This is a genomic window from Saprospiraceae bacterium (genome assembly GCA_016713025.1).
Classification (GTDB): domain Bacteria; phylum Bacteroidota; class Bacteroidia; order Chitinophagales; family Saprospiraceae; genus OLB9.
This window is the reverse complement of sequence record JADJPZ010000004.1, coordinates 52,234-74,256: the sequence shown is the minus strand read 5'-3', so window position 1 is coordinate 74,256 and position 22,023 is coordinate 52,234. Positions and strand designations below refer to the sequence as shown.

General features: G+C 36.3%; 15 protein-coding genes. All 15 read right to left on the bottom strand.

Annotated features, from left to right (window positions below):
* Positions 1-34: 34 nt before the first annotated feature.
* Positions 35-4,381, bottom strand: coding sequence for a CusA/CzcA family heavy metal efflux RND transporter (locus tag IPK35_06890; protein MBK8052991.1), 4,347 nt, complete (start codon positions 4,379-4,381; stop codon positions 35-37).
* A 672-nt stretch (positions 4,382-5,053) separates the two neighbouring features.
* Complete coding sequence (locus IPK35_06885; GenBank protein MBK8052990.1) at positions 5,054-5,791, bottom strand: hypothetical protein; 738 nt, start codon at positions 5,789-5,791, stop codon at positions 5,054-5,056.
* A 371-nt stretch (positions 5,792-6,162) separates the two neighbouring features.
* On the bottom strand, positions 6,163-8,652 hold the full coding sequence (locus IPK35_06880) for a copper-translocating P-type ATPase (protein MBK8052989.1): 2,490 nt from the start codon (positions 8,650-8,652) through the stop codon (positions 6,163-6,165).
* 13 nt (positions 8,653-8,665) lie between these two features.
* Positions 8,666-9,874 (bottom strand): efflux RND transporter periplasmic adaptor subunit, encoded by a 1,209-nt coding sequence (locus tag IPK35_06875; protein ID MBK8052988.1) that lies wholly within the window; start codon positions 9,872-9,874, stop codon positions 8,666-8,668.
* 8 nt (positions 9,875-9,882) lie between these two features.
* Positions 9,883-11,259 (bottom strand): efflux RND transporter periplasmic adaptor subunit, encoded by a 1,377-nt coding sequence (locus IPK35_06870; GenBank protein ID MBK8052987.1) that lies wholly within the window; start codon positions 11,257-11,259, stop codon positions 9,883-9,885.
* A 2-nt stretch (positions 11,260-11,261) separates the two neighbouring features.
* Entirely contained in the window at positions 11,262-12,515 is a 1,254-nt protein-coding gene (locus IPK35_06865; protein MBK8052986.1) for a TolC family protein, read from the bottom strand.
* Positions 12,502-14,433, bottom strand: coding sequence for an efflux RND transporter permease subunit (locus IPK35_06860; protein MBK8052985.1), 1,932 nt, complete (start codon positions 14,431-14,433; stop codon positions 12,502-12,504). The genes IPK35_06865 and IPK35_06860 overlap by 14 nt, the downstream gene beginning before the upstream one ends.
* Before the next feature lie 13 nt (positions 14,434-14,446).
* Positions 14,447-15,730, bottom strand: coding sequence for an efflux RND transporter permease subunit (locus tag IPK35_06855; GenBank protein ID MBK8052984.1), 1,284 nt, complete (start codon positions 15,728-15,730; stop codon positions 14,447-14,449).
* A 111-nt stretch (positions 15,731-15,841) separates the two neighbouring features.
* Entirely contained in the window at positions 15,842-16,996 is a 1,155-nt protein-coding gene (locus tag IPK35_06850; GenBank protein MBK8052983.1) for a PKD domain-containing protein, read from the bottom strand.
* Between the two features lie 99 nt (positions 16,997-17,095).
* Positions 17,096-17,365, bottom strand: a complete 270-nt coding sequence (locus tag IPK35_06845) for a hypothetical protein (GenBank protein ID MBK8052982.1) — start codon at positions 17,363-17,365, stop codon at positions 17,096-17,098.
* Between the two features lie 79 nt (positions 17,366-17,444).
* Positions 17,445-18,116, bottom strand: a complete 672-nt coding sequence (locus IPK35_06840; protein ID MBK8052981.1) for a class I SAM-dependent methyltransferase — start codon at positions 18,114-18,116, stop codon at positions 17,445-17,447.
* 11 nt (positions 18,117-18,127) lie between these two features.
* Entirely contained in the window at positions 18,128-20,068 is a 1,941-nt protein-coding gene (locus IPK35_06835; GenBank protein ID MBK8052980.1) for a DUF1929 domain-containing protein, read from the bottom strand.
* 103 nt (positions 20,069-20,171) lie between these two features.
* Positions 20,172-20,975, bottom strand: a complete 804-nt coding sequence (locus tag IPK35_06830; protein MBK8052979.1) for a hypothetical protein — start codon at positions 20,973-20,975, stop codon at positions 20,172-20,174.
* A 2-nt stretch (positions 20,976-20,977) separates the two neighbouring features.
* Positions 20,978-21,445, bottom strand: coding sequence for a heavy-metal-associated domain-containing protein (locus tag IPK35_06825; protein MBK8052978.1), 468 nt, complete (start codon positions 21,443-21,445; stop codon positions 20,978-20,980).
* A 57-nt stretch (positions 21,446-21,502) separates the two neighbouring features.
* Positions 21,503-21,982, bottom strand: coding sequence for a TlpA family protein disulfide reductase (locus IPK35_06820; GenBank protein ID MBK8052977.1), 480 nt, complete (start codon positions 21,980-21,982; stop codon positions 21,503-21,505).
* Between the last annotated feature and the right edge of the window lie 41 nt (positions 21,983-22,023).

The window sequence follows — 22,023 nt, the reverse complement described above, 5'->3', positions numbered from 1 at the left end:
TTTTCATTTTACTTTTTTTAAGGTATTAAAATTTCTATTTATTCATTAAATATTGAAGGTTTATGACTATTTCATTATACCGATTTAACGAAGCAAAGTAGTCCAGTTTTATTTCTCTAGCCATTTGCATTCCTTGCATGTATTCGATATAGGAAATATCTCCATTGGTATAAGAAGTATTTGCATTCCTGATAATGATTGCTGCATTTGGATTTGCGGTCTTCTCAAAATATTCCAGTTTGCTTTTCGCTAAGTTCAATTCGCTTATCAATTGATTGTAACTAATAAGGATGCTCTGATTTGTTATGTCGGCATTTTTTTGCTGGAGCAATACATTGTTTTTTAAAGCGCTGATCTTAGCTTTGTTACTCCCCAAAGACAAGATGGGTATCGACATACCAATCGTGGCCCCCTGAAACCTGGGTACTCCGTTGTAAGATATAATCTGACTATTCACTTCCTGATTTCCTGTCAGAGATTGGATGAAATATCCTACACTAAACTCAGGTTTCATTTGTGCTTTTTCAAGGTTTACCTGCATATCAGCAAGTTTTACGTCTTGCAAAGCTATGCTTACAGCTGTATTTTGAGTCAACGATGCGGCATTACTTACATCAAAAAGATCCAACACACCATAATCAACTAATTCAAAAGTAATATCCTCTTTTAATTGAAGTATCATGGCAAGTTTCTTTGTCTCCATATCCATCGCTGTCTGATTTTGACGTATCATTTGCTGAAATTCTTCCTTCCGCGTGATACTCATTATTTGTTCCAGCTGACTGGATTCTCCTGTTTTATATTTTAAAGCAACTGCTTTCACCTGCATGGTCAATAAGCTATCCTGTTCTATCAAAATCTCATTTAATTTCTGATAATACATAATGTTATTCCAGGTTTGACGGACGTTCATAATCACTTCCTGCTTTGCAAAATTCCTTTTAAGTTCAGCACTCTTGACATTTTCATTTAGCAGCTTCTTTTTAGGCCCGAACAAAAAAGGATTAAAGGACTGCGAAATACTATAATACTGGTCAATATTTTTAGAATTAAACTGCCCAATGATTGATCCAATTTCCGTCTTGGGCAATTCAAATTTTGTACCCTTCAATTGATTTTGAATATCTACATGGATATTACTTGCCTGGACTTGTAAATTATTTTGAAGTGCAATGTCTATCGCTTCAGTAAGGTTTAATTTTTTCTGGCCATTTACAATGGTTCCGACAAGTAAAAAACCAATAATGACAACAGCAGTATCGATATTTTTTCTTCGTCGCTTTATACCTTTTTCGAAATATAAATACAATATTGGCAAGACGATTAATGTCAACAGTGTAGCAGTAATCAATCCTCCGATAACCACGGTGGCCAATGGTTTTTGAACCTCTGCCCCGGCACCCATACTGATGGCCATTGGTAAAAATCCAAGAGATGCAACAGCAGCTGTCATCACCACTGGTCTCAATCTTACTTTTGTACCTATACGTATTCTTTCAATGACATCAGTGATACCTTCGGTTTTGAGTTGATTAAAATATCCGATCAGTACGATTCCATTCAACACTGCCACCCCAAATAAGGCTATAAAGCCGATCCCGGCAGATATACTGAAAGGCATACCTCGTATCCAAAGAGCTAATATGCCACCAATAGCTGATAGCGGTATGGCAGTAAAAATGAGCAATGATTGTTTTATACTGTGAAATGTAAAAAATAGTAAAACAAAAATAAGTGCAAGTGCTGCAGGAACAGCTATGGCTAATCTGTTGCTGGCCTCTACCAGATTCTGAAATTGTCCGCCATAGGTAGTGTAATATCCTACCGGCAGTTTTATCTTTGATTCCAATAATCCCTGGATTTCTTTCACCACACTTTCTACATCCCTGCCTCTTACATTAAATCCAATGACAATCCTTCTTTTTCCATTTTCTCTGCTGATCATGGCAGCTCCTCTTTCATACGTGATATCAGCGACTTGCTCCAAAGGTACCTGGTCACCCGAAGGTAGGGGTATGAACAGATTCTTAAGCTGTTCTATATCCTGCCTGTTATCTTTAGCTATTCTTACTACAAGATTAAAACGTTTCTCTCCTTCATACACTACGCCAGCTTTCTCTCCGGCAAAACCTGCCCGAACCACTTGATTGAGATCGCCTACATTGAGTCCATACAATGCAAGTTTATCTTTATTGTAACGAATAGTGATTTGTGGCAATCCTGACACTTGTTCTGCCCTTGCATCTTCTACACCTTTCACGCTCTGTATAATAGGCACCACCTCGTCAGCAAGTCCCGATAATAGCTCTATATCTTCACCAAATATCTTGATGGCGACATCACTTCTGACACCCGTCATCAATTCATTAAATCTCATTTGTACCGGTTGCGTAAATTCTGTGGTAACACCTGGTAAATCATTCAGCACCTTGTCCATTTTAGCCATCATCTCTTGTGTGGACGATGCAGAAGTCCATTCAGATTTTGGTTTCAATATGATCATTACGTCAGCCACTTCCATAGGCATAGGATCTGTCGGTATCTCCGCACTTCCGATCTTTGATACCACCTGTTCTATTTCAGGAAAATTTTTCAAAAGTAACGCTTCAGCTTTTGTAGTAGTTTCTATTTCCTGAGCCAGTGATGTACCCGGGGGAGTAATGATATGGGTAGCAATGTCCCCTTCTTCGAGTGTCGGAATAAATTCTCCTCCCATATTACTGAATACAAATAGTGCAAATACAAACAACGCTACTGACAAAACAATGATCATTGCTTTGGCCTTTAGAGCCATTTCAAGTACAGGTTGATAAATACTGTATAAAAAGTCAATAATTTTATCACTTATATTTCTTTTGTGTTCCGTTTTTCTGCTTAAAAATAAAGCAGACATCATGGGTACATAGGTCAGTGACAAAATAAATGCTCCTAATATCGCAAACGATACGGTCTGGGCCATCGGCTTGAACATTTTACCCTCTATACCTACCAGAGCTAAAATCGGAAGATATACGATGAGTATAATTATTTCTCCAAAAGCTGCGCTGCTTCTTATTTTTGATGCAGCTCCATACACTTCAGTATCCATTTGTGCAGCAGTGAGTTTTCCCTTATTGATGGTCTGAAGCCGGTGTACTATGGCTTCAACAATGATCACCGCCCCATCTACTATCAAACCGAAATCGATGGCGCCAAGACTCATCAGATTGCCACTGACCCCAAATGCGTGCATCATGATGACAGCAAATAATAAAGCCAGCGGTATCACCGATGCTACTATTAACCCAGCCCGCCAGTTTCCCAATAGCAATACCAGAATAAACAATACGATTAATGCACCTTCCAGTAAGTTGGTTCTGACGGTAGAGATGGCGTTGTTTACCATTTTAGTCCTATCCAGATATGGTTCAATGACTACTCCTTCCGGCAATGTTTTTTGAATTTGTACTACTCTTTCTTTAACACTCATGACTATATCGGCACTATTTTCTCCCTTGAGCATCATGACCATACCAGTGACAGCTTCGCCTTTACCATCCTTGGTTGTTGCACCATATCTTACTGCCGACCCTAACTGCACCTGAGCAACATCCCGAATTAGTATTGGAATACCATTTTGATTTTTTACAACAATTTTTTCAATATCCTGCAATGAACTGATCATACCGATACCCCGTATAAAGTAAGCATTGGGCTTTTTGTCGATGTAAGCTCCGCCGGTATTTTCATTGTTTTTCCTCAATGCATCAAATATCTCTATGATATTTGTATTCATGCTTTTTAGCTTATCCGGTTCGATGGCAATCTCATATTCTTTGAGTAAACCTCCAAGTGTATTCACTTCAGCCACTCCTTTTATTCCCAATAGCTGTGGTTTTACAATCCAGTCCTGAACGGATCTCAATTCAGTAGCCTGTATTTTATCTTCATAACCAGACTTAGCATATACCGTGTACTGATATATCTCGCCCAATCCGGTGCTGATAGGTGCCATCTCTGGTATGCCTAATCCTGGGGCAATATTGTCCTCTGCTTCCTTGAGCCGCTCACTGATTTGAGCACGTGCCCAGTATATCTCCACATGCTCTTCAAACACAACAGTGACTGAACTAAGACCAAATTTGGAGACACTGCGCAGTTCCACAACTTTAGGTATAGATTTGACCGCTTGCTCTATTGGGTAGGTGATCAGTTGTTCTACTTCCTGTGTAGCCAAAGTTGGAGACAAGGTCAATATCTGTACCTGATTATTGGTTATGTCAGGCAAAGCATCGATGGGCAATCTTGACAAACTGTAGATACCAAAAAGTACCATAGCAGCAGTAAACAGCCCTATTATAAATTTATTTTTTATAGAAAAATATATTATTTTATCTAGCATTCAATAAATGATTAAGGATGAATGAATAATGTTTTAGTCCGGATTATTTCTAATCTCGGACAAAAGGGTGGAAATAAAATATTTTTTAAGAGAATGTTAGATTTTACTTATACAGTAATATCCAATTAAAAAAACATTCATTAATCACAATACATTAAGCATTAACCTTGGGTGGCTGCCAGATAGTATTTCGGTAGGTAGAAGAAGGACTGTCGTAGTATAAAAAGGTATTATCAACTCTACTCACTTGCACAAATTTTGTAGAAACTAGTACATTCTTAGAGCCAAATTCAAAATTAACAGAAGTGTGACAACAAGTACATGTACAGAAAGTACTGCAGTGCTTTTCAGTATCGTGATTGTGGTCATGGTTATTTGTGATTCATGATCGTTATGATAAGCCGCCTGTGTTGAATTCTTCCAATAATAAATGCATATCGTTGCATGGCATGATTGCCAGGCAAAAAATATAAACTGATAATATTAAAGAAAAAAACTTCATGTCGCAAAAGTATGCTTTAATTAACAATTAATATAAAATTTAACATATATTTATATTTAAGTTGTTTTTACAATTATTTCTAATGATAATTTTTTCTGTCTTTTGAGCAAGTAGATACTGATTAATTTATTTAATTCATTGCTTTATAAAATAATTTCAAAAGATCTTTTTTATACTATTTTTATTTTTTTACGACTTACAAAAAATAAAACGAAACCTGATCCAATCGTCATCAGACCAAAAATTGAAAATGCCCTCAATATCCAATTGCCAAAATTATCTCTTCCCTGGTAATCCATCGTATGCAACATCCATAAGAAATCAAATATTCTCCATTTTTCATTTCTGAATTTTTGAACAGTACCTAATTCTGATGAAATATAAACGGTGGTATTGGATGGGTGATCAAATTTGACAGCATAGGCAGGGAGTGGGCTCTCACGGTATTCATGATGTTGACCGGCTTTTGTCAAATATTCTACTTGTGACACCATTGCATCATCATAAAAACTCCTTTGAGCAACCTTAATGGCTTCCTCTTTACTTAATGCATTCCGAAGTTCACCAGTATTTGCCTTTGCCAATTGAATTCTTTTATCTTTAATTTTACCATCTGTGTAAATAATTTGATAAACTGGTTCTCCCAAAATTTGTATCAATCGCATATCTAAAATATATTTAATCGAATCCCTTTGTTTTATTTTTTGAACAATTTCTTGTGGGTTGACTACTTTGATATCAAATTCTAATGGTAAAACAGCCGCTTTATGATGATCCCCGTGAATTTCATCCATATCAGACCAACTAAAATATAAACCACCTATGGTCCAAAATAGAAATTGAATTCCCAATATGACTCCTAGATATCTGTGTGTTTTACGGATATAATAATGTCTGCTTTTTGCCATTTCTATACACAATTTAGCTTCATAATTAAACAATCTATCCAATCAGTGAAAATATGAAAAGTAAGCCCTAATCCTATAAGTCTAGTTTTTGGAAAAAATAGAAAGGCCGGATACAATATTATTAACGGAATACTGTGCAAAGGATGAAAACCTATACTACACCTACATGCCTCAAAAACAGGATTTGCCAAAAAATGGTCAATATCAATTATTATTGTTGAAACCATAATTGTACCGGCTCTTAACCACTTTTTTCTCCAAAAAAAGTAGGCAATTACAAACGGAAAACCAAAATGCAAAAAATAATGTAATACGTTTTGAAAAATGCTTATTGTGCTCACTTTTGTGTTTTTAATGGATGAAGAATAATTTCACAATTTTATATTTCTCAATCTAAGTGCATTGGCAATCACAGAAACCGAACTAAAACTCATCGCCAATGCAGCTATCATCGGAGATAGAAGTAATCCGAATATTGGGTAGAGAACTCCGGCAGCGATAGGGACACCCAAAACATTGTATATAAAAGCAAAAAATAAATTTTGCTTTATGTTTTTAATAACGCTGTGACTTAAATTTTTCGCTTTGACTATTCCTTGTAGGTCTCCTTTAACCAAGGTGATCGAAGCACTTTCTATGGCCACATCAGTACCTGTTCCCATCGCGATTCCTACATCAGACTGTGCCAGTGCCGGAGCATCATTGATGCCATCCCCAGCCATGGCTACGACTCTGCCTTGTTGTTGTAGTAATTTGATTTCATTGAGTTTGTCTTCCGGAAGGCACTCCGCCTTGTAGTGCTTTAAGTTCAATTGTTCTGCCACTGCTTTGGCAGTATTTTTATTATCGCCAGTCAACATGATGACTTCGACGCCATTTTTTTGTAACTCCTGAATGGCTTCTAAACTTGTCTTTTTGATAGCATCAAAAATTGTGACATAACCTACTGCTTTTTGGGCCACAGCTATAAAAGATACTGTTTTTCCTTTTTCTTGTTCAGCTGTCACTTGGGACAATAATTTTTCATCAATAGAAATGGATAATTGTTCGAGTAATTTCGAATTTCCCAAGGCTACTTTTAAATCTCCAACCGTTCCGATGACCCCTTTTCCGGCTACTGCTTCAAAATCTGACACTCTGGTCAAAGTGACATTATTCTCTTTCCCATATTTTACCACCGCTTCTGCCAAAGGATGCTCACTGTATTGATTCAATGAAGATATATATTGCAACAAATCTTTAGAAAGTGAATCATCTATTGCTATTACTTTTTCTACTGACGGCTTTCCTTCTGTGATCGTACCTGTTTTATCTACGATCAGTGTATCTACCTTATTCATCTTCTCCAGGGCTTCGGCATTTTTAATTAGCACTCCAGATTGAGCACCTCTGCCTACACCTACCATCACCGACATAGGTGTGGCCAATCCCAAAGCACATGGGCAAGCAATAATTAATACCGCGATGGCATTGACAAAAGCAAATACATAAGCTGGTTCTGGCCCAAAAACAGCCCAAACTATAAATGTCAACATTGAAACAAATAATACTATGGGCACAAAATACTTTGCTATTTTATCTGCTAATTTTTGGATAGGTGCTTTAGATCTACTGGCATTATTTACCATGTGGATGATTTGAGATAATAAAGTTTCGGAACCTACTTTTTCAGCGATCATGACAAAGGATTTTGTACCATTGATCGTTCCGGAACTCACCTTATCATCGACAGTTTTATCTACTGGGATTGGCTCTCCCGTAATCATTGACTCATCAATACTACTATGGCCTTCGACAATCGTCCCATCCACTGGAATCTTTTCGCCTGGTTTGACACGAAGCAAATAACCTTTCTCAATCTTATCAATAGAGATGATTTTATCGTTGCCATTCTCCACCAAAGTGGCGGTAGAAGGCACTAATTGGAGTAATGCTTTGATGGCACCGCTGGTCTGACTGTGGGCTCTTGCTTCCAGCAATTGACCAAGTAAAACTAAAGTAAGTATGACTGTTGTAGCCTCAAAATAAACAAAAACATTGCCATTCATCGTTTTGAAATCGGGTGGAAATATATCAGGAAACAACATAGCAAAGACACTAAATATCCAGGCTATACCTGATCCAATGCCTATGAGCGTAAACATATTGAGATTCATAGTCTGGATAGAAGTCCAGGCTCGTTGGAAAAATATCCAGGTGGCATAAAACACTACGGGTATTGACAATACTAGCTGAATCCAGTTCCAATTTTTTTGAGAAAATATAGAATACAAAGGGTTGTCCATTATCATTTCGGACATAGCAATCAGAAATATGGGTACAGTAAAAACAACCGCTATCCAAAATTTCTTTAAAAGCTTTTGGTAGGTCTTATCCTCTTCAGAAGCATCGGTTTCGAGTGGCACCAAATCCATCCCACATATAGGGCACGAGCCTGGTTCGTCCCTGACAATCTCAGCATGCATAGGGCAAGTAAACTGAGCACTTGTGGCAGATAATGATCTTTCTTCCACCAAGTCCATTCCACATACCGGACAGTCACCTGCTTTATCATACGTTTTTTCACCTTCACAATGCATAGGACAATAAAAAGTACCTCTACCTTTACCTTTTGCCTTTTCATCCTTTTTGACTTCATCTATCTGATGTCCTTGTTTGTGAATATGATACCTTCCACCATCATTTTTCAAAGCTTCTGCAAATGTCTCTATAGGTATATGGGATTCCATTTCTATGATAGCCTCTGCCATTTGCAAGTCTACTTTGGCGATCGTAACTCCTTCTACATTTGAAAGTGTTTTTTCGACATGTCCACGACAACCCTTACAGGTCATTCCGGAGATACTATACGTGTGTTTCATTTTCTTTTTTTATTTACATATTATGCCCTTCCATTGGATCACTTCCTTTTCTGAATTTATATTCACTATTAATCGCATAAGCACCTGTTATAACTACATTTTTTAAGCTGTCCATGGATGTTTTTATTTCTATCAAACCATTAATCTCAATACCTGTATTAACCATTTGATTTTCAAAAACACCGGGTGTCTTTTCTAACCAGATATAGGTAGCCTTTTCTTCCCGGATTAGGGCGTCAACGGGTATAAACAGTCCTTTGATATTGGATCGTGTTATATTTGCTTCGGCTTGCATTCCAGGCTTCAATTGTAAGTTTTTATTCTCTATTTTCATCCGAATCAGAAGTAGTCTTGTATCGGGATTAATTTCAGGATTAACAAATGATACTACAGTATTAACTGACTTGTCAGGAAAATCATTAAAAGAAACTTTAGCTTGTTGTCCTATCCTAAATCCATTCGCATAGTTAATATTTACCTGCGTTTCGAGCCACAAACTGGTTAAATCTGCTGTTTTAAGTATCTCTGTTCCTTCCATCACATAACTGCCTTCTGTCACTGATATTTCATTGATATAACCGCCGGTAACACTATAAAAAGTAGTGTAAGGAGAAACATCTTTGCTGGTTTTCAAACTTTCAATTTGTCTGTCATTCAATCCGTAAAACTGCAATTTTTGTTTTGCCGCAAGTAATAATCTGTCCGCATTTTTGCCAAAATCACCGGGCAAGGAAAGTTGCCGGTAAGCAGAGACAAAGTCTTGTTTGGCAATGGCTATATCTTCACTGTAAAGATCATAGACCGGTTGATTTTTAGAAATAAATCCACCCAGTGTTTTAAAATATAATTTTTCAATCCTGCCCATTGCTCTCGCGGAAATCGTTTTTATTTTGTCCTGATCAAAAGTTAATGTACCGGTATAGCTCTGATCCAGATTGTTTTGCGTAGCGACAAAAGTTTGGGTAGTGATATTTCCCAATTGAATTTGCTGATCACTTAACTTAATTTCATTTGGCTTTGTATCATCACTCTTGATAGGCGTTAATTCCATGTGACATATAGGACACTTGCCGGGCTTATCTTCTTTTACCTGTGGATCCATCGAGCAAGTATAAAAAACATTAGCCATATCAGAATGGGTACTATGATCATTTTCTTTTTGTTCACTACAGGAAATGGATACAGCAAAAAATAAAAGTACAATTATGGTTGATTTTGTCATTTGATTCCTCATTTTGTTTTTATAAAACTTTCACTGTCCATCAGATACTGAGCATTTTGGGCCAGTTCGTCTTTAAGGGAAATACCGCTTAATATCTGTATAAAATCACCTATTTCGAGACCTGTCTTTATGGCTTTTGCTTTGAAGCCACCTTCTTTTTTTGTAAAAATTATTTTTTGAGTTCCGGTACTAACTAAAGCTTTTTTGTCAAGCCAGATACCTTTTACAGGACTGATTTTTACCAGTCCTTCCAGTCTTAAACCTATAGGCAATTTCAGCATTTTGTTATTCAGATATACCCGCACGCTATTGGACCTGTCTTCAGGATTAAATTGGGTTTCTATATAATTTATTTTGGCGGTAAAGGGCTTCATTCCGTTCATTTCGGAAGTTACTAAGACTGGTTGATTTATCTTTATAAATGCGCTGTTGCCCTGCATGACATTAAATATACCCCAAACCCGATCTGTACTCAGTAATTTAAAAATTACTTCTCCTTTTTTTATGTAATTGCCTTCTTTCACACTTAATGCTTCGGTATTGTTATTTTTAATGGACATACCGCTTTCATTTTGTTCACTCATGGATTCTGTTCCTGAGATAATCCCTTCTACCGGACTATATATCGTAATCTGAGCATTTGCTGTTTTTGATTTAGCCATGCTACTGATCTGACTTTGAGTCATTCCATATAACAATAATTTCTGTTTCGAAGCCTCAATGATGGAAGTATTTTCCGGATCATCAGAGTTTAAAAAGATGAAGTTTTGCTGTTCTGTCAACAATTCAGGACTATATACATCAAATAATTTTTGGCCCTTTTTTACTGCTTGAAATTTATAGTTAATGTACATTTTCTCTATTCTCCCACTGATGCGTGCGGCTATATTTACTGCCGCATCCAGATCGTAAGCTATGAGTCCGGGCAAATTTATTTCCCCGGATATAGCGGTGTCTTTTGCAGTAATAACAGGATATTTTCCTACCACAAATTGATTAGTAGGCTTCAGGAGTTGATCTATGGTATAGTCATCTGTATGTTGGTCATGATTTTCTTTTTTTATCAGTGTCATGCCACACTTAGGACATATTCCGGGTTTATCGCTGTACACTGAATCTTCAGGCATAGGACAGGTATAGGACGCCATTTTTTTAGAACTTTCATCATATTTGTGTGCATCAACTTCGACCAGTGTCATGCCGCATTTAGGACATGTTCCGGGCTGATCACTAAAAAATGAGTCTTGGGGCATCGGACAGGTATAGGTTTTGGTTTGTTGATGATCTCCACTGTGATGTTTTGATTTTATGGCAAAATAGTAAATACCAAAACCTATGATAACCATCAGGAGTAATCCGATACTGTATTTTATATATTTGTTCATCACTATTTTATTTCCATTTGTTTTTCAATTTCTACCTGAGTGACTAAAATACGTTGTAGTTTATCCAATGTGTCCAATTGTGCCATATTTAGTGATTCCCAGGCATCTAGTACCTGAAATAAGTCCCCTGTATTATTTTGCCATGCTAATAAAGCGGTTTCATAATTTTTTCTTATTGCAGGGATAATTGAGTTTTCAGAAATTTGATATTGATCTTTTAAAAATTTAAGTTCCGTTTTCATTGCTTTTATCATTCCTGAAGCTTCATTCAGCACCATTTGTTTTTGCCAGTACAGACTCTCATTTTTAATTTGAAAACTATGTATATTGGCTTTATTCATTTTGGTGGACCATGACATAGGGATATTTACCATACCCATTAAGGTGAATTGTTGTGGTTGCTGACCAAACGCAAACATATGATCATATCGCACCCCAAAATCCGGCAAAAGTCTTGTATTTTCTACTTCGATTTTTAACTGATTTATATTTATAGTTTTCTCTATTGCTTTGATGTCACTTCGTCTTTTGGTGAGAAAAGTCGTATCTGATGCTTCATTATTAAAATCAGTAAAACGATAGGTATTGTCCACTTCAAATGTGATATTTTTATCTCTGGCCATCAATGTATTTAATACAATCATTTTTTGTGAAATATCATTTTTAAGCATGACAATCATATTTTCTAATGAACTGTATTTGGCTTTGGCTTTATAATAGGTTGGTAGTTTATCCATGTTATATTGGTATCTTATCTCCATACTTTTTATCATATATGCCAGGAGTAGTAGATTTTCATTGGCTATTTTGACTTTTTTGCTTATTATCATCCATTCATAATAATTGGTTTTTGCTAAAGCATATAATTGATTTAAGGTATAGTTTCTATTTTCCCTTTCTACAGAAGACATGGCATTCATATAGTTAAAGTCTGCCATTTGCTTTTTAGGATTTGGTATCATTTGAGTAGCACCGACCATAAAATTACCCATTCCGGCAAATGCTCCATCCGCTTTCCAGAAGGAAGGGTTGTATGGTGTCATAAAAAAGCCAACTTGCACTTGTGGCGGCATCCAGCTTTTGGCTCCGGCAGATGCGGCATCCATACTCTGAATGTCTGCATCATACATTTTTAACTGTGGATTGTTCAATGTTATATTCTCCAGCACTTCATTCAATGTAAGTATTTGACCTTTTAAGGGTGCAATATTTATGAAAAATATGCACAGGATGACTTGGTATCTATTCTTTAACATCTATAAGTTCTATTTTACCTTTACTTTTTAATTCACGAAGTTTTGTCATTTCAAACACTATGGGCGTCACCAGCAGTACGTAAATGGTAGAAGTAATAGTCCCACCTATAAGCGGCACTGTGATAGGTACCATGACATCTGCACCGGTGCCTGTAGCCCATAAGATAGGAATCAACCCGAACAGGGAAACTGAAACGGTCATGAGCTTGGGTCTTAATCTCTTCGCTGAGCCTTCGATAATATATTCTTTCAGTATATCTTCTGATAGAGTCTGAGCAGAATTTCCATGTTTTTCTACCATTTTATTCATCGCTTCATTCAGATATATAGTCATCAGCATGGCAGTTTCTATAGCCATTCCGAAAAGAGCAATAAATCCAACAGCAACAGCAACGGACAAATTTATACCATAAAAATACACCATAAATATGCCTCCTATCAATGCGAAGGGAACAGTGATCATGGTGATCAACGCTTCTTTCATGGATTTATAGGTGAAATATAGCACTGTGAAAATAATAAGTATCACTATTGGTAATATCATACTTAAAGTTCTGTTGGCCCTGATTTGATTTTCCCATTGTCCACTCCATTCTACATAGTATCCCTTGGGCATCTTAGTCATCATGGTGTTCAGTTTGCTTTGTGCTTCTTTTACTGTACTGCCCAAATCCCGGTCCCTGACATTAAATAGCACACTTCCACGCAACATTGCATTCTCACTGTTTATCATAGGTGGGCCATCGCTGACCTTAACATCTGCTACAGCCTCCAGTGGGATAGGACCATACTCCATCGTTTGTACCTGCAGTTGTTTTAAGGCCTCTATGCTATTTCTAAATTCCTGCGCATATCTTGCATTTACCGAAAATCTTTGCCTTCCTTCGATAGTAGTAGTGAGTTTCATTCCACCTATAGCCGCCTCCACGACAACATTTATATCATCTATGGTTAGACCATATCTGCCTATTTCATCTCGTTTCGCTTCTATATCGATATATTTTCCACCCGTGATGGGCTCTGCATATAAGTCTTTCACACCAGATGTTCCTTCAAGTGTTTTTTTTATTTTTTGCGCGAGTACATTTATAGAATCCAGATTTGCACCATAAATTTTTATACCGACATCAGTTCTGATACCTGTAGAAAGCATATTGATACGATTGATGATGGGTTGGGTAAAACCATTGATTACACCTGGTATCTGAAGTTTATTATTGATTTCAGTAATGATATCATTCTTACTTAAATTGTCACGCCATTGGTGTTGGGGCTTGAGCAGTATTATCGTTTCCACCATACTGATCGGACTATTATCCGTTGCAGTATTTGCTCTGCCTGCTTTACCCAATACATGCGCAACCTCGGGTATAGATTTTATAAGTTTATCCTGAACCTGTAAAATTCTTTTTACCTCGGAATTGGAAACATCCGGCAAAGTAACAGGCATAAACAATATTGATCCTTCATCCAATGGGGGCATAAATTCCGATCCAAGCTTAGTAAACATTAAAATTCCGATAACAAGTGCTATTATATTGAGACCCAAAATTGTCTTGCGCCATTTTAAGCAAAAAACCAACATAGGTGTGTAGACCCTTTCAAGCGCTTTATTAAGCGGATTTTTGTTTTCAGGTCTTAGTTTTCCTTTTAACAAAAAGCTGATCAATACCGGAGTAAGTGAGATGGCTAAAAAAGCATCTACAATCAGTATAAAAGACTTGGTCCATGCCAAAGGACTAAATAGTTTTCCTTCCATACCCGTAAGCAGAAATACAGGTAAAAAGGATGCTATTACAATGATCGTCGAGTAGAAAACACCTGGTCCAACCAATTTTGAAGAGCTTTCTATAAGCAGCAATTTTTCTTCAGGAGATAATGGATCATGTGCCTTTTTAAATATATTTTTTATGTTCATGATGATCAGTTGGCTAATTTTGAATATTTTCCAGTTCTTCCTGTTTTTCCGATATTGTCCTGTAAGCATTCTCAACCATCACTATACCGTCATCGACTACAACACCAATGGCTAATGCGATTCCTGTCAATGACATGATATTGGATGAGATACCAAAAGCTTCCAGCAAAATAAACCCTATGGACACAGAAATGGGCAATTGTATCAGGATGATCAGGGCACTACGCCAGTGAAAGAGAAAGAGTAATACAATGATGGATACAGCGATCATTTCTTCTATCAAAGTTCCTCTGACTGATTCAATGGCTTTTTCTATCAATTCACCGCGATCGTACGATGTTTTGAATGTGACTCCTTCTGGCAGTCCTTTTTCGACTTCCTTCATTTTTTCTTTGACCGATTTAATGACTTTATCGGCATTTTCACCATATCGCATGACCACAATGCCACCTACAACTTCACCTTCACCATTTTGGTCAAAAATACCTAGACGCAAGTCGCCACCCATCTGTACGGATCCGATATCTTTGACAAGAATAGGAACTGAATTGTAGTTTTTTATAGTTATGTCTTCTATATCCTTAATATTTTTAATATACCCCAATCCCCTCACAATATAGGCCATATCACTCATTTCAAATTTCCGACCGCCAACATCATTATTACTGGTTTTTACTGCGTTCATGGCTTCCATCATACTAATGCCATAATATTGCATTTTTAATGGGTCTAAAACCAATTGGTACTGTTTTTCAAAACCGCCAAATGATGCTACTTCAGCCACTCCGGGAACTGTTTGTAGTGCAAATTTAACATACCAGTCCTGTAAGGCTCTTTGTTCTCCCAAATCCATGCCATTTGCTTCCAGATGATACCAGAAAATATGACCTACACCTGTGCCGTCTGGCCCTAAAGTAGGAACTACATTTTGTGGCAGCAGTCGTTGAGCATAATTTAGACGTTCCAATACACGTGTTCTTGCCCAATACACATCTACATTGTCTTCAAAAATGATATAGACAAAGCTCATTCCAAACATTGAAGTACCTCTGATATTTTTTACTTTCGGTATACCCTGCAGATTGGAGACCAGCGGATAGGTCACCTGATCTTCTATGACCTGCGGACTTCTGCCCATCCATTCTGTAAACACAATAACTTGATTTTCAGATAAATCTGGTATGGCATCAATTGGATTCTGTTGAACACTATAGATCCCCCAGCCAAATAGTCCGGCAGATATCATCAGTACAATGAATCGGTTTTTTAATGAAAATGTGATTAATTTTTCTACCATAATATTTTTTTTTGATAATCCTTGTTTCTAATTCATAAATAAGAAATAAGGAAATCTTTTGAATTCTGTCAATCCAAATTCAAATAAATTTTTCAAAATAATCATTCAATCTTATTTTGCAACTAACAGTTTTTTATGAAATATTTTATCATTAATGACTATCTTTAGAATGTACATTTTATCTATTAAATAATCTCCGGATAATACCAAGGTATGTGAACCTTTTGACTGATCTCCCTTAAATATTTGATGTATTAATCTACCACTTAAGTCATACATCTCAATGTTTAAATGCGAGTCACTTTTTAATTCATATGGTATGTTCGTATTGGAAATAAAAGGATTTGGAAAACTGCCAAATTCAATATAAGATTCTGGTTCTGTAACTTCATTTGCCGTGGACCTCGATGTTACTAAATGCTCCTTATTTACAACCATATCATGCCATATATGATTAATTTCAACTTCTGTACATATATGCGAATTACATCCAGTGATTTCATCAATAATAAATAAACAAACAGTATAAATGCCTGTATGAGAATAAGTATTGATTGGATTTTCAGATGAAGATGAATGCCCATCACCAAAACTCCACAAATATTGAGTGTGATCAGTGGTAAAAGAAGATGTATTAAAAAATCGCATTTGATTGCTTTTCGAATCATAATGTGATGTAAATAAAGCAATACATTCATGGGCAGTGGCATGAATCGTTACAAAATGGCAATAAGTGCTGTTACAACCGTGATTGTTATGCACAGTTAGGCATACTTCATATGTTCCGGCATGAGCGTATGTGTGATGTGGATTATGGTTGGTAGAGCTTTGTCCATCACCAAAATCCCAAAGCCATGAAGTAATCGGAGTAGAACTAATTGTTGAATCTGCAAAATTTACAGTAAAAGTTGTATCCGATTGCTGAAATCCAAACAAAGCATGACACTCAGGTTGAATTGTTGAAACGGTAACAGCATGGCAATAAGTGCTGTTACAACCGTGATTGTTATGCACAGTCAGGCATACTTCATATGTTCCGGCATGATCGTATGTGTGATGTGGATTATGGCTGGTAGAGCTATGACCATCGCCAAAATCCCATAGCCAGGAAGTAATCGGCGTAGAGCTAATGGTTGAATCCGTAAAATTCACAGTTAAAATTGTATCCGATTGGTGAAATCCAAACAAAGAATGGCACCCTGTCTGCCCTTGACATAATTTGGGCGTAAAAATAAGTACAAAGCTGATGTAAATTATTTTGAACATCTTGATTAATTTTTAAAAATATTTAAGAATTCGATCATGATTGAATGCATTTAACAATTATTTATACGGTTTATTTTCATTCTTATTATCATAATAAGTTTAGTGCTTATGGTCTTCATGCTTATCTTTTTCTTTAAGATCCATTTTGCACACCGGGCATGAGCCAGGATTGTCATACGTCTTCTCTCCTTCACACTTCATGGGGCACTGATAAACAGTTGCAAGTGGTTGAGAAACACCGGTTGTGTCGACAGCCGTTTGCTCAGTGGAAACTGGTTCAGCCTGCTGCGTACTGGTTTTATTGCCGCAAGAAGCTATGACAACAAAGACAACAAGCGTAAAAAGAAGTGAAATAAATTGCTTTTGCATGATTAATTTGTTTAGAAGTGATGAAATAATATTTAAAATTAAAGTTATTTTGTGAAATTAATTCGATGATGCCCAAATCTTATAATTTACTTAATTTTTTCCTTGCTTTAAAATATGAAAAGGTGCCTATAGCCGTGTTGATAGATTGTATTATTTGCACATTTTCAAACCCGCCTTTAGCGATATATTCAGGCATTTTTCCTTTTACATTGTCATCCGTGGTTTTAAATCCATCCAGCATTTGAACAATTCCAAAGGTAAGCCTCATGATTTTATTATCCGCTTTTCCCCAGTCTGCAATGATTAATTCTCCCCCAGGTTTTAAAACCCGATAAATTTCTTTTAAAGAATTGGCTTTTGTGTCTGCATCTAATTGATGAAAAACTAAACAACTGTATATTTTGTCAAAATGATTGTCCGGATAAGGGAAAATATTACCACTATATAAATCCAAAGGGACCGTAAGATTGTTTTTGGCCAGTTTATAGTTAGCTATATCCTTAACTTTCGGATCAATATCTAATCCTGTAAGTCTTATGTTTTGATTCTGATTCTTAACCAAAATTAGATTTTGTCCCGTACCAAAACCAAACTCCAGAATTGATTCATCATCTTGTGGATATATTGATTCCACCAAGATGCGCCTGAATTTCTTCTCTGGCATCGTCAATTTTATGGCCATATCATAATAAGCTGTGAGAAAATCATAACCCAAAGCTGGAATAAAAGAAGTTGTTTTGTTTTGGTCCATTTTGTGATTATTTAAATTTTACTGATTTTTTGAATTATGACTTCATTATTATCATACATGACTTCAATATAATATATACCGGATGGATATCCGCCAAGATTTACAGATTCAATATTTTTACCTCTTTTTGTCAGTACAGTTCGCCCATTTGAGTCCCTGATTGTGACTCCTGTGGTAAGGCTTTCTGATTTAAAATAAACAATATCTTTACAAGGATTAGGATATATCACCACATCTTCTTTTTCATATTCCGTTATATTTGATGTCATTCCTTGCTGGTTGTTGACTACAATTATTTCAGCTATGGATGGTATATCATCCACCATGGCAAACAACATGTAAAAACCATCAAATAATATAAGAGAATAAGAAGGCAACAATGAAGTTACCTTCCCATTATTTTGTTCGTATTCCAACTCAATAAACCGATTATTGCTGCTATTCATAAAATGAGTATTAACCGCATTTGCCATTAATAGCAGACCTGTGATAGAATCTGTCTTTGACACGGAAAATGAAAGTTCTTCTCCTTTGGAAAAAATCCTTTTATTAAAATTGTTTATTTCAGGTCTTACTCCCCTGAAAAGATAAGGTGGTTTAAAAGCTTCAATGATACTTTGGGTGGGCTCATTGCCGGGTTGACCTTCACCACCTACGGCTATTACCCTGCCATCAGGTACTAATGTTAAAATGGCATGATATTCTCTAAAATAATTCAAATCAGCTAGATTTCTCCAGGTATCCGTTTCTGGATGATAAAGGTCAGCTCTCTTCATATAATTCCATTGATTTACAAGGCTGCTATCATTTTTGTCTTCTTTTTCTCCTCCGGCGATCAATACTCTTTTGTCTGGCATAATGATCGCTTTAGCCCTTGATCTGATCGGATTAATACTACTTTTTAACTCCCATTTATTTGCAGCAACATCATATTTTTCCACAAATGTCCCTAGATTATTGCTAAACGGTTTATATCCAAAAGCCAAGACATCCCCGTCTGGCATTAATACCAGTTCATGATCACTATGGTCTCCATTGCTCATACGATTGCTTTGGACAAAATCAGCCGCCAATTCCCATTGATTAGTGGTTGGATCAAACAATTGTGGCGGACGGTGCGTCATTAATGTTTTGCCATTCAGTAACGGCACAATAGGAGAGACTTCATTACCGATGGCTATTTGACCTGTTGGTTTCGAAATACCACTTTTTGGGTCATATATTTCAGATGTTTTTACCCTTACTGGATTGTTGAGCCCACCACCACCCAGGATAATTACTTGACCATTTGATAGCGGTGATATACTAGGATACCATCTGAAATCAAGCATATTTTGGTGGGTCTTCCATTTATTCTTTCGAATATCAAACTTTTTTACTTTTTTTGTTCCGGGTCCATATATTTCTCTTAATGTACCACCAAAAAACCATACCGTACTATCCGCAAGAAGCACTGGACCCACACAACCTTGAATACTGTCACTACCCATTACACTTAAAGTATCATTGGACATGGGGTCAAAATAAAATGGATCTTTTGTATCATGGCAATAATATATTTTGCCATCCGGCATCAGTATTCCTAAGTCAGTTCCACCAAGCGGTTCCGGCGATTTTATGATAACATCCCATCTTCCTTTCTCCGTTTCAGGTTCAAGATCAAAATTGAAATTTTCAATATTTTCATTAATTACAACATTTGATTCTTTGTAATTGTAATTGGATTTTGCTACTCCAATTTTATAAGCTCCTGCAGAGACATTTGAAAAATAGAACATGCCAAAATCATCGCTGCGTTCTTCTATAAAATACGTTGTATCGCTATTAAAGAGTGTCACTCTGGCTCCGCTTATGATTTGTGTTTGCCCGGTAATCATGCCTTTAATGGTATATTGGGCTACTAATATATTGCTTGTAAATATTAGACATAATGGTAAATGTTTTAGGAGCATTTTACTTTTATTTGTTTGTTTTAATATTACAATTAGTGACAACATTTTTTTATAAATATCATTTTCAGAATCCTCTTTAAAAAGTGCATTACCTTATTCATTTTTAGATATTGAAAAATGTATATTCAAAGTTCAGGTAAATACCATTGGGTGCTGTTCTAAGCATATTACTGTACAATTCTCTTCTGTAACCTACATCTATCCTGGCCTGGCTATTAAAAATAAATTGTATAGATGGGACGACATCTATATACGTTTTTCCGTTTTCATTAAGCGTTTGGCCCACAAATTCAAGCATTAGGTTGATATTAGTCTGTTTAAAATTAGTGTATTTTTTTGGATACATCAGCTTTCCTACAGAAAGGGTGTAATTGGTAGCCGTATTACTTTGCGTATTTGGAAATTCATAATCCGGTTTATTGTCCAATGCTTTTTCAAAACTTACAGAAGAGCTGATGGCTACTTTTTTTATGAGCTGAGTAATCACCACTCCGGTTTCATAACCACTATTGTGTCCCATGATTTCTATTTGTTCCTGATGTATATCTGCTCTGTTAAAACTATATCTGGCAAAAGCTGCCATCCTGAAATGGCTGTGTAGGTCATCTGAAGAATAAAACCTGTACTTACTAAAGATATTGGCCCCTTCAGCATAGAGACTGTTGCTCCTGTCACTTAAAAACACCGAAGTCCTGACCATCAGATTTTTTGTAATACCATAAGTGACTTCGGGCATGAGATGATAGTTGTACCCATCCTCATATACTTCCTTAAATAAAGAATTGCTCAGCCTGACACTCAGAGAGCCCGTGGGAACATTACTGGCCGGATCTGTAACCACAAAAAGTTCTTGTCCGGATAAATTATTTAATGTAATCGTCAGTAAGACTATTAAAATTTGCCTCATAATCAATTGATTTTTATGTGATAGTCATCTTCATTTCCATCCAGGTAAGAAGGAATTTTCGAAAGTGATTTGGTCAACTTTTTATATTCCTTTTGCGTCACGTAACCTTTGTCCATGATTTTGGCCTTTGTTTCACCATGTAATACTTTTGACTTTGAATCGATAATGACCAAAGCGATGCCTTCTTTTTCTACTTTTATATTTTCAGAGATATCAGTATTGTCAAAGTTCATGGTAACAATCATCGAACCAACAAAAAAGCCTGCCTTTTCTACTTTTTCTTTTAAAACCCTGGGACTTATCATGGCTTCTTTTTTGAGATGTACTACAAAAGTGTTTGTGTTCAGATCTATGACCACACTATCTACTTCAGTCAATGATTTGAGCTGTTTATTGATGGCATTTGAACACATGGAGCAGGTAAGGCCTGTGGCCACAATTTCTGCTTTTGATATTTGTGCATTCAGCATTGGCAACAACCAATACTGCTGAAAGCGTAAATAAGAAAATTTTTAGATTCATTTGCATTAATTTTTATTGTGATTTAATTGTTGTTTGATTTCCTGTTCGGTTGGATTGATAGCTATTAGTTTGCCGTTTGGATCAAATAGAAAAGAAGCTGGCAATGCCTCTACACCAAATTGTATGGCAGACTTCGCTTCAAATCCATGCGGATCTGTTAATTGTGTATATTCAATATTATCTTTAGTTATAGCTTTGAGCCATTTAGATCGGTCTGTATCTACTGATATACCTACTATTTCTAGTTTGGCTGGCGCATATTCGCGGTGCAAATCGACAAGTTTTTTGTTTGCTTTTCGACAGGGAGCACACCAGGATGCCCAAAAATCTACAAGTAGAATTTTACCTGTATAATCTAAAAGCCTAACTTCATTTTTTAAATAGCTTGGAAGATAAATATTAGGCAAAGGATCTCCTATTTTTAATTGTGCGTCAATAGAAGTGTTTGAAATTAGGCAAATAAAAAGTAAAATTATATTTTTCATTTTATATATCGTTTTTGATGTACCGTTTAGTTTACTAATAG

Excerpts from the sequence above, each read along its gene's own strand:
- IPK35_06890 (MBK8052991.1), bottom strand. The coding sequence starts at position 4,381 with ATGCTAGATAAAATAATATATTTTTCTATAAAAAATAAATTTATAATA.
- IPK35_06885 (MBK8052990.1), bottom strand. The coding sequence starts at position 5,791 with ATGGCAAAAAGCAGACATTATTATATCCGTAAAACACACAGATATCTA.
- IPK35_06880 (MBK8052989.1), bottom strand. The coding sequence starts at position 8,652 with ATGAAACACACGTATAGTATCTCCGGAATGACCTGTAAGGGTTGTCGT.
- IPK35_06875 (MBK8052988.1), bottom strand. The coding sequence starts at position 9,874 with ATGACAAAATCAACCATAATTGTACTTTTATTTTTTGCTGTATCCATT.
- IPK35_06870 (MBK8052987.1), bottom strand. The coding sequence starts at position 11,259 with ATGAACAAATATATAAAATACAGTATCGGATTACTCCTGATGGTTATC.
- IPK35_06865 (MBK8052986.1), bottom strand. The coding sequence starts at position 12,515 with ATGTTAAAGAATAGATACCAAGTCATCCTGTGCATATTTTTCATAAAT.
- IPK35_06860 (MBK8052985.1), bottom strand. The coding sequence starts at position 14,433 with ATGAACATAAAAAATATATTTAAAAAGGCACATGATCCATTATCTCCT.
- IPK35_06855 (MBK8052984.1), bottom strand. The coding sequence starts at position 15,730 with ATGGTAGAAAAATTAATCACATTTTCATTAAAAAACCGATTCATTGTA.
- IPK35_06850 (MBK8052983.1), bottom strand. The coding sequence starts at position 16,996 with ATGTTCAAAATAATTTACATCAGCTTTGTACTTATTTTTACGCCCAAA.
- IPK35_06845 (MBK8052982.1), bottom strand. The coding sequence starts at position 17,365 with ATGCAAAAGCAATTTATTTCACTTCTTTTTACGCTTGTTGTCTTTGTT.
- IPK35_06840 (MBK8052981.1), bottom strand. The coding sequence starts at position 18,116 with ATGGACCAAAACAAAACAACTTCTTTTATTCCAGCTTTGGGTTATGAT.
- IPK35_06835 (MBK8052980.1), bottom strand. The coding sequence starts at position 20,068 with ATGCTCCTAAAACATTTACCATTATGTCTAATATTTACAAGCAATATA.
- IPK35_06830 (MBK8052979.1), bottom strand. The coding sequence starts at position 20,975 with ATGAGGCAAATTTTAATAGTCTTACTGACGATTACATTAAATAATTTA.
- IPK35_06825 (MBK8052978.1), bottom strand. The coding sequence starts at position 21,445 with ATGCTGAATGCACAAATATCAAAAGCAGAAATTGTGGCCACAGGCCTT.
- IPK35_06820 (MBK8052977.1), bottom strand. The coding sequence starts at position 21,982 with ATGAAAAATATAATTTTACTTTTTATTTGCCTAATTTCAAACACTTCT.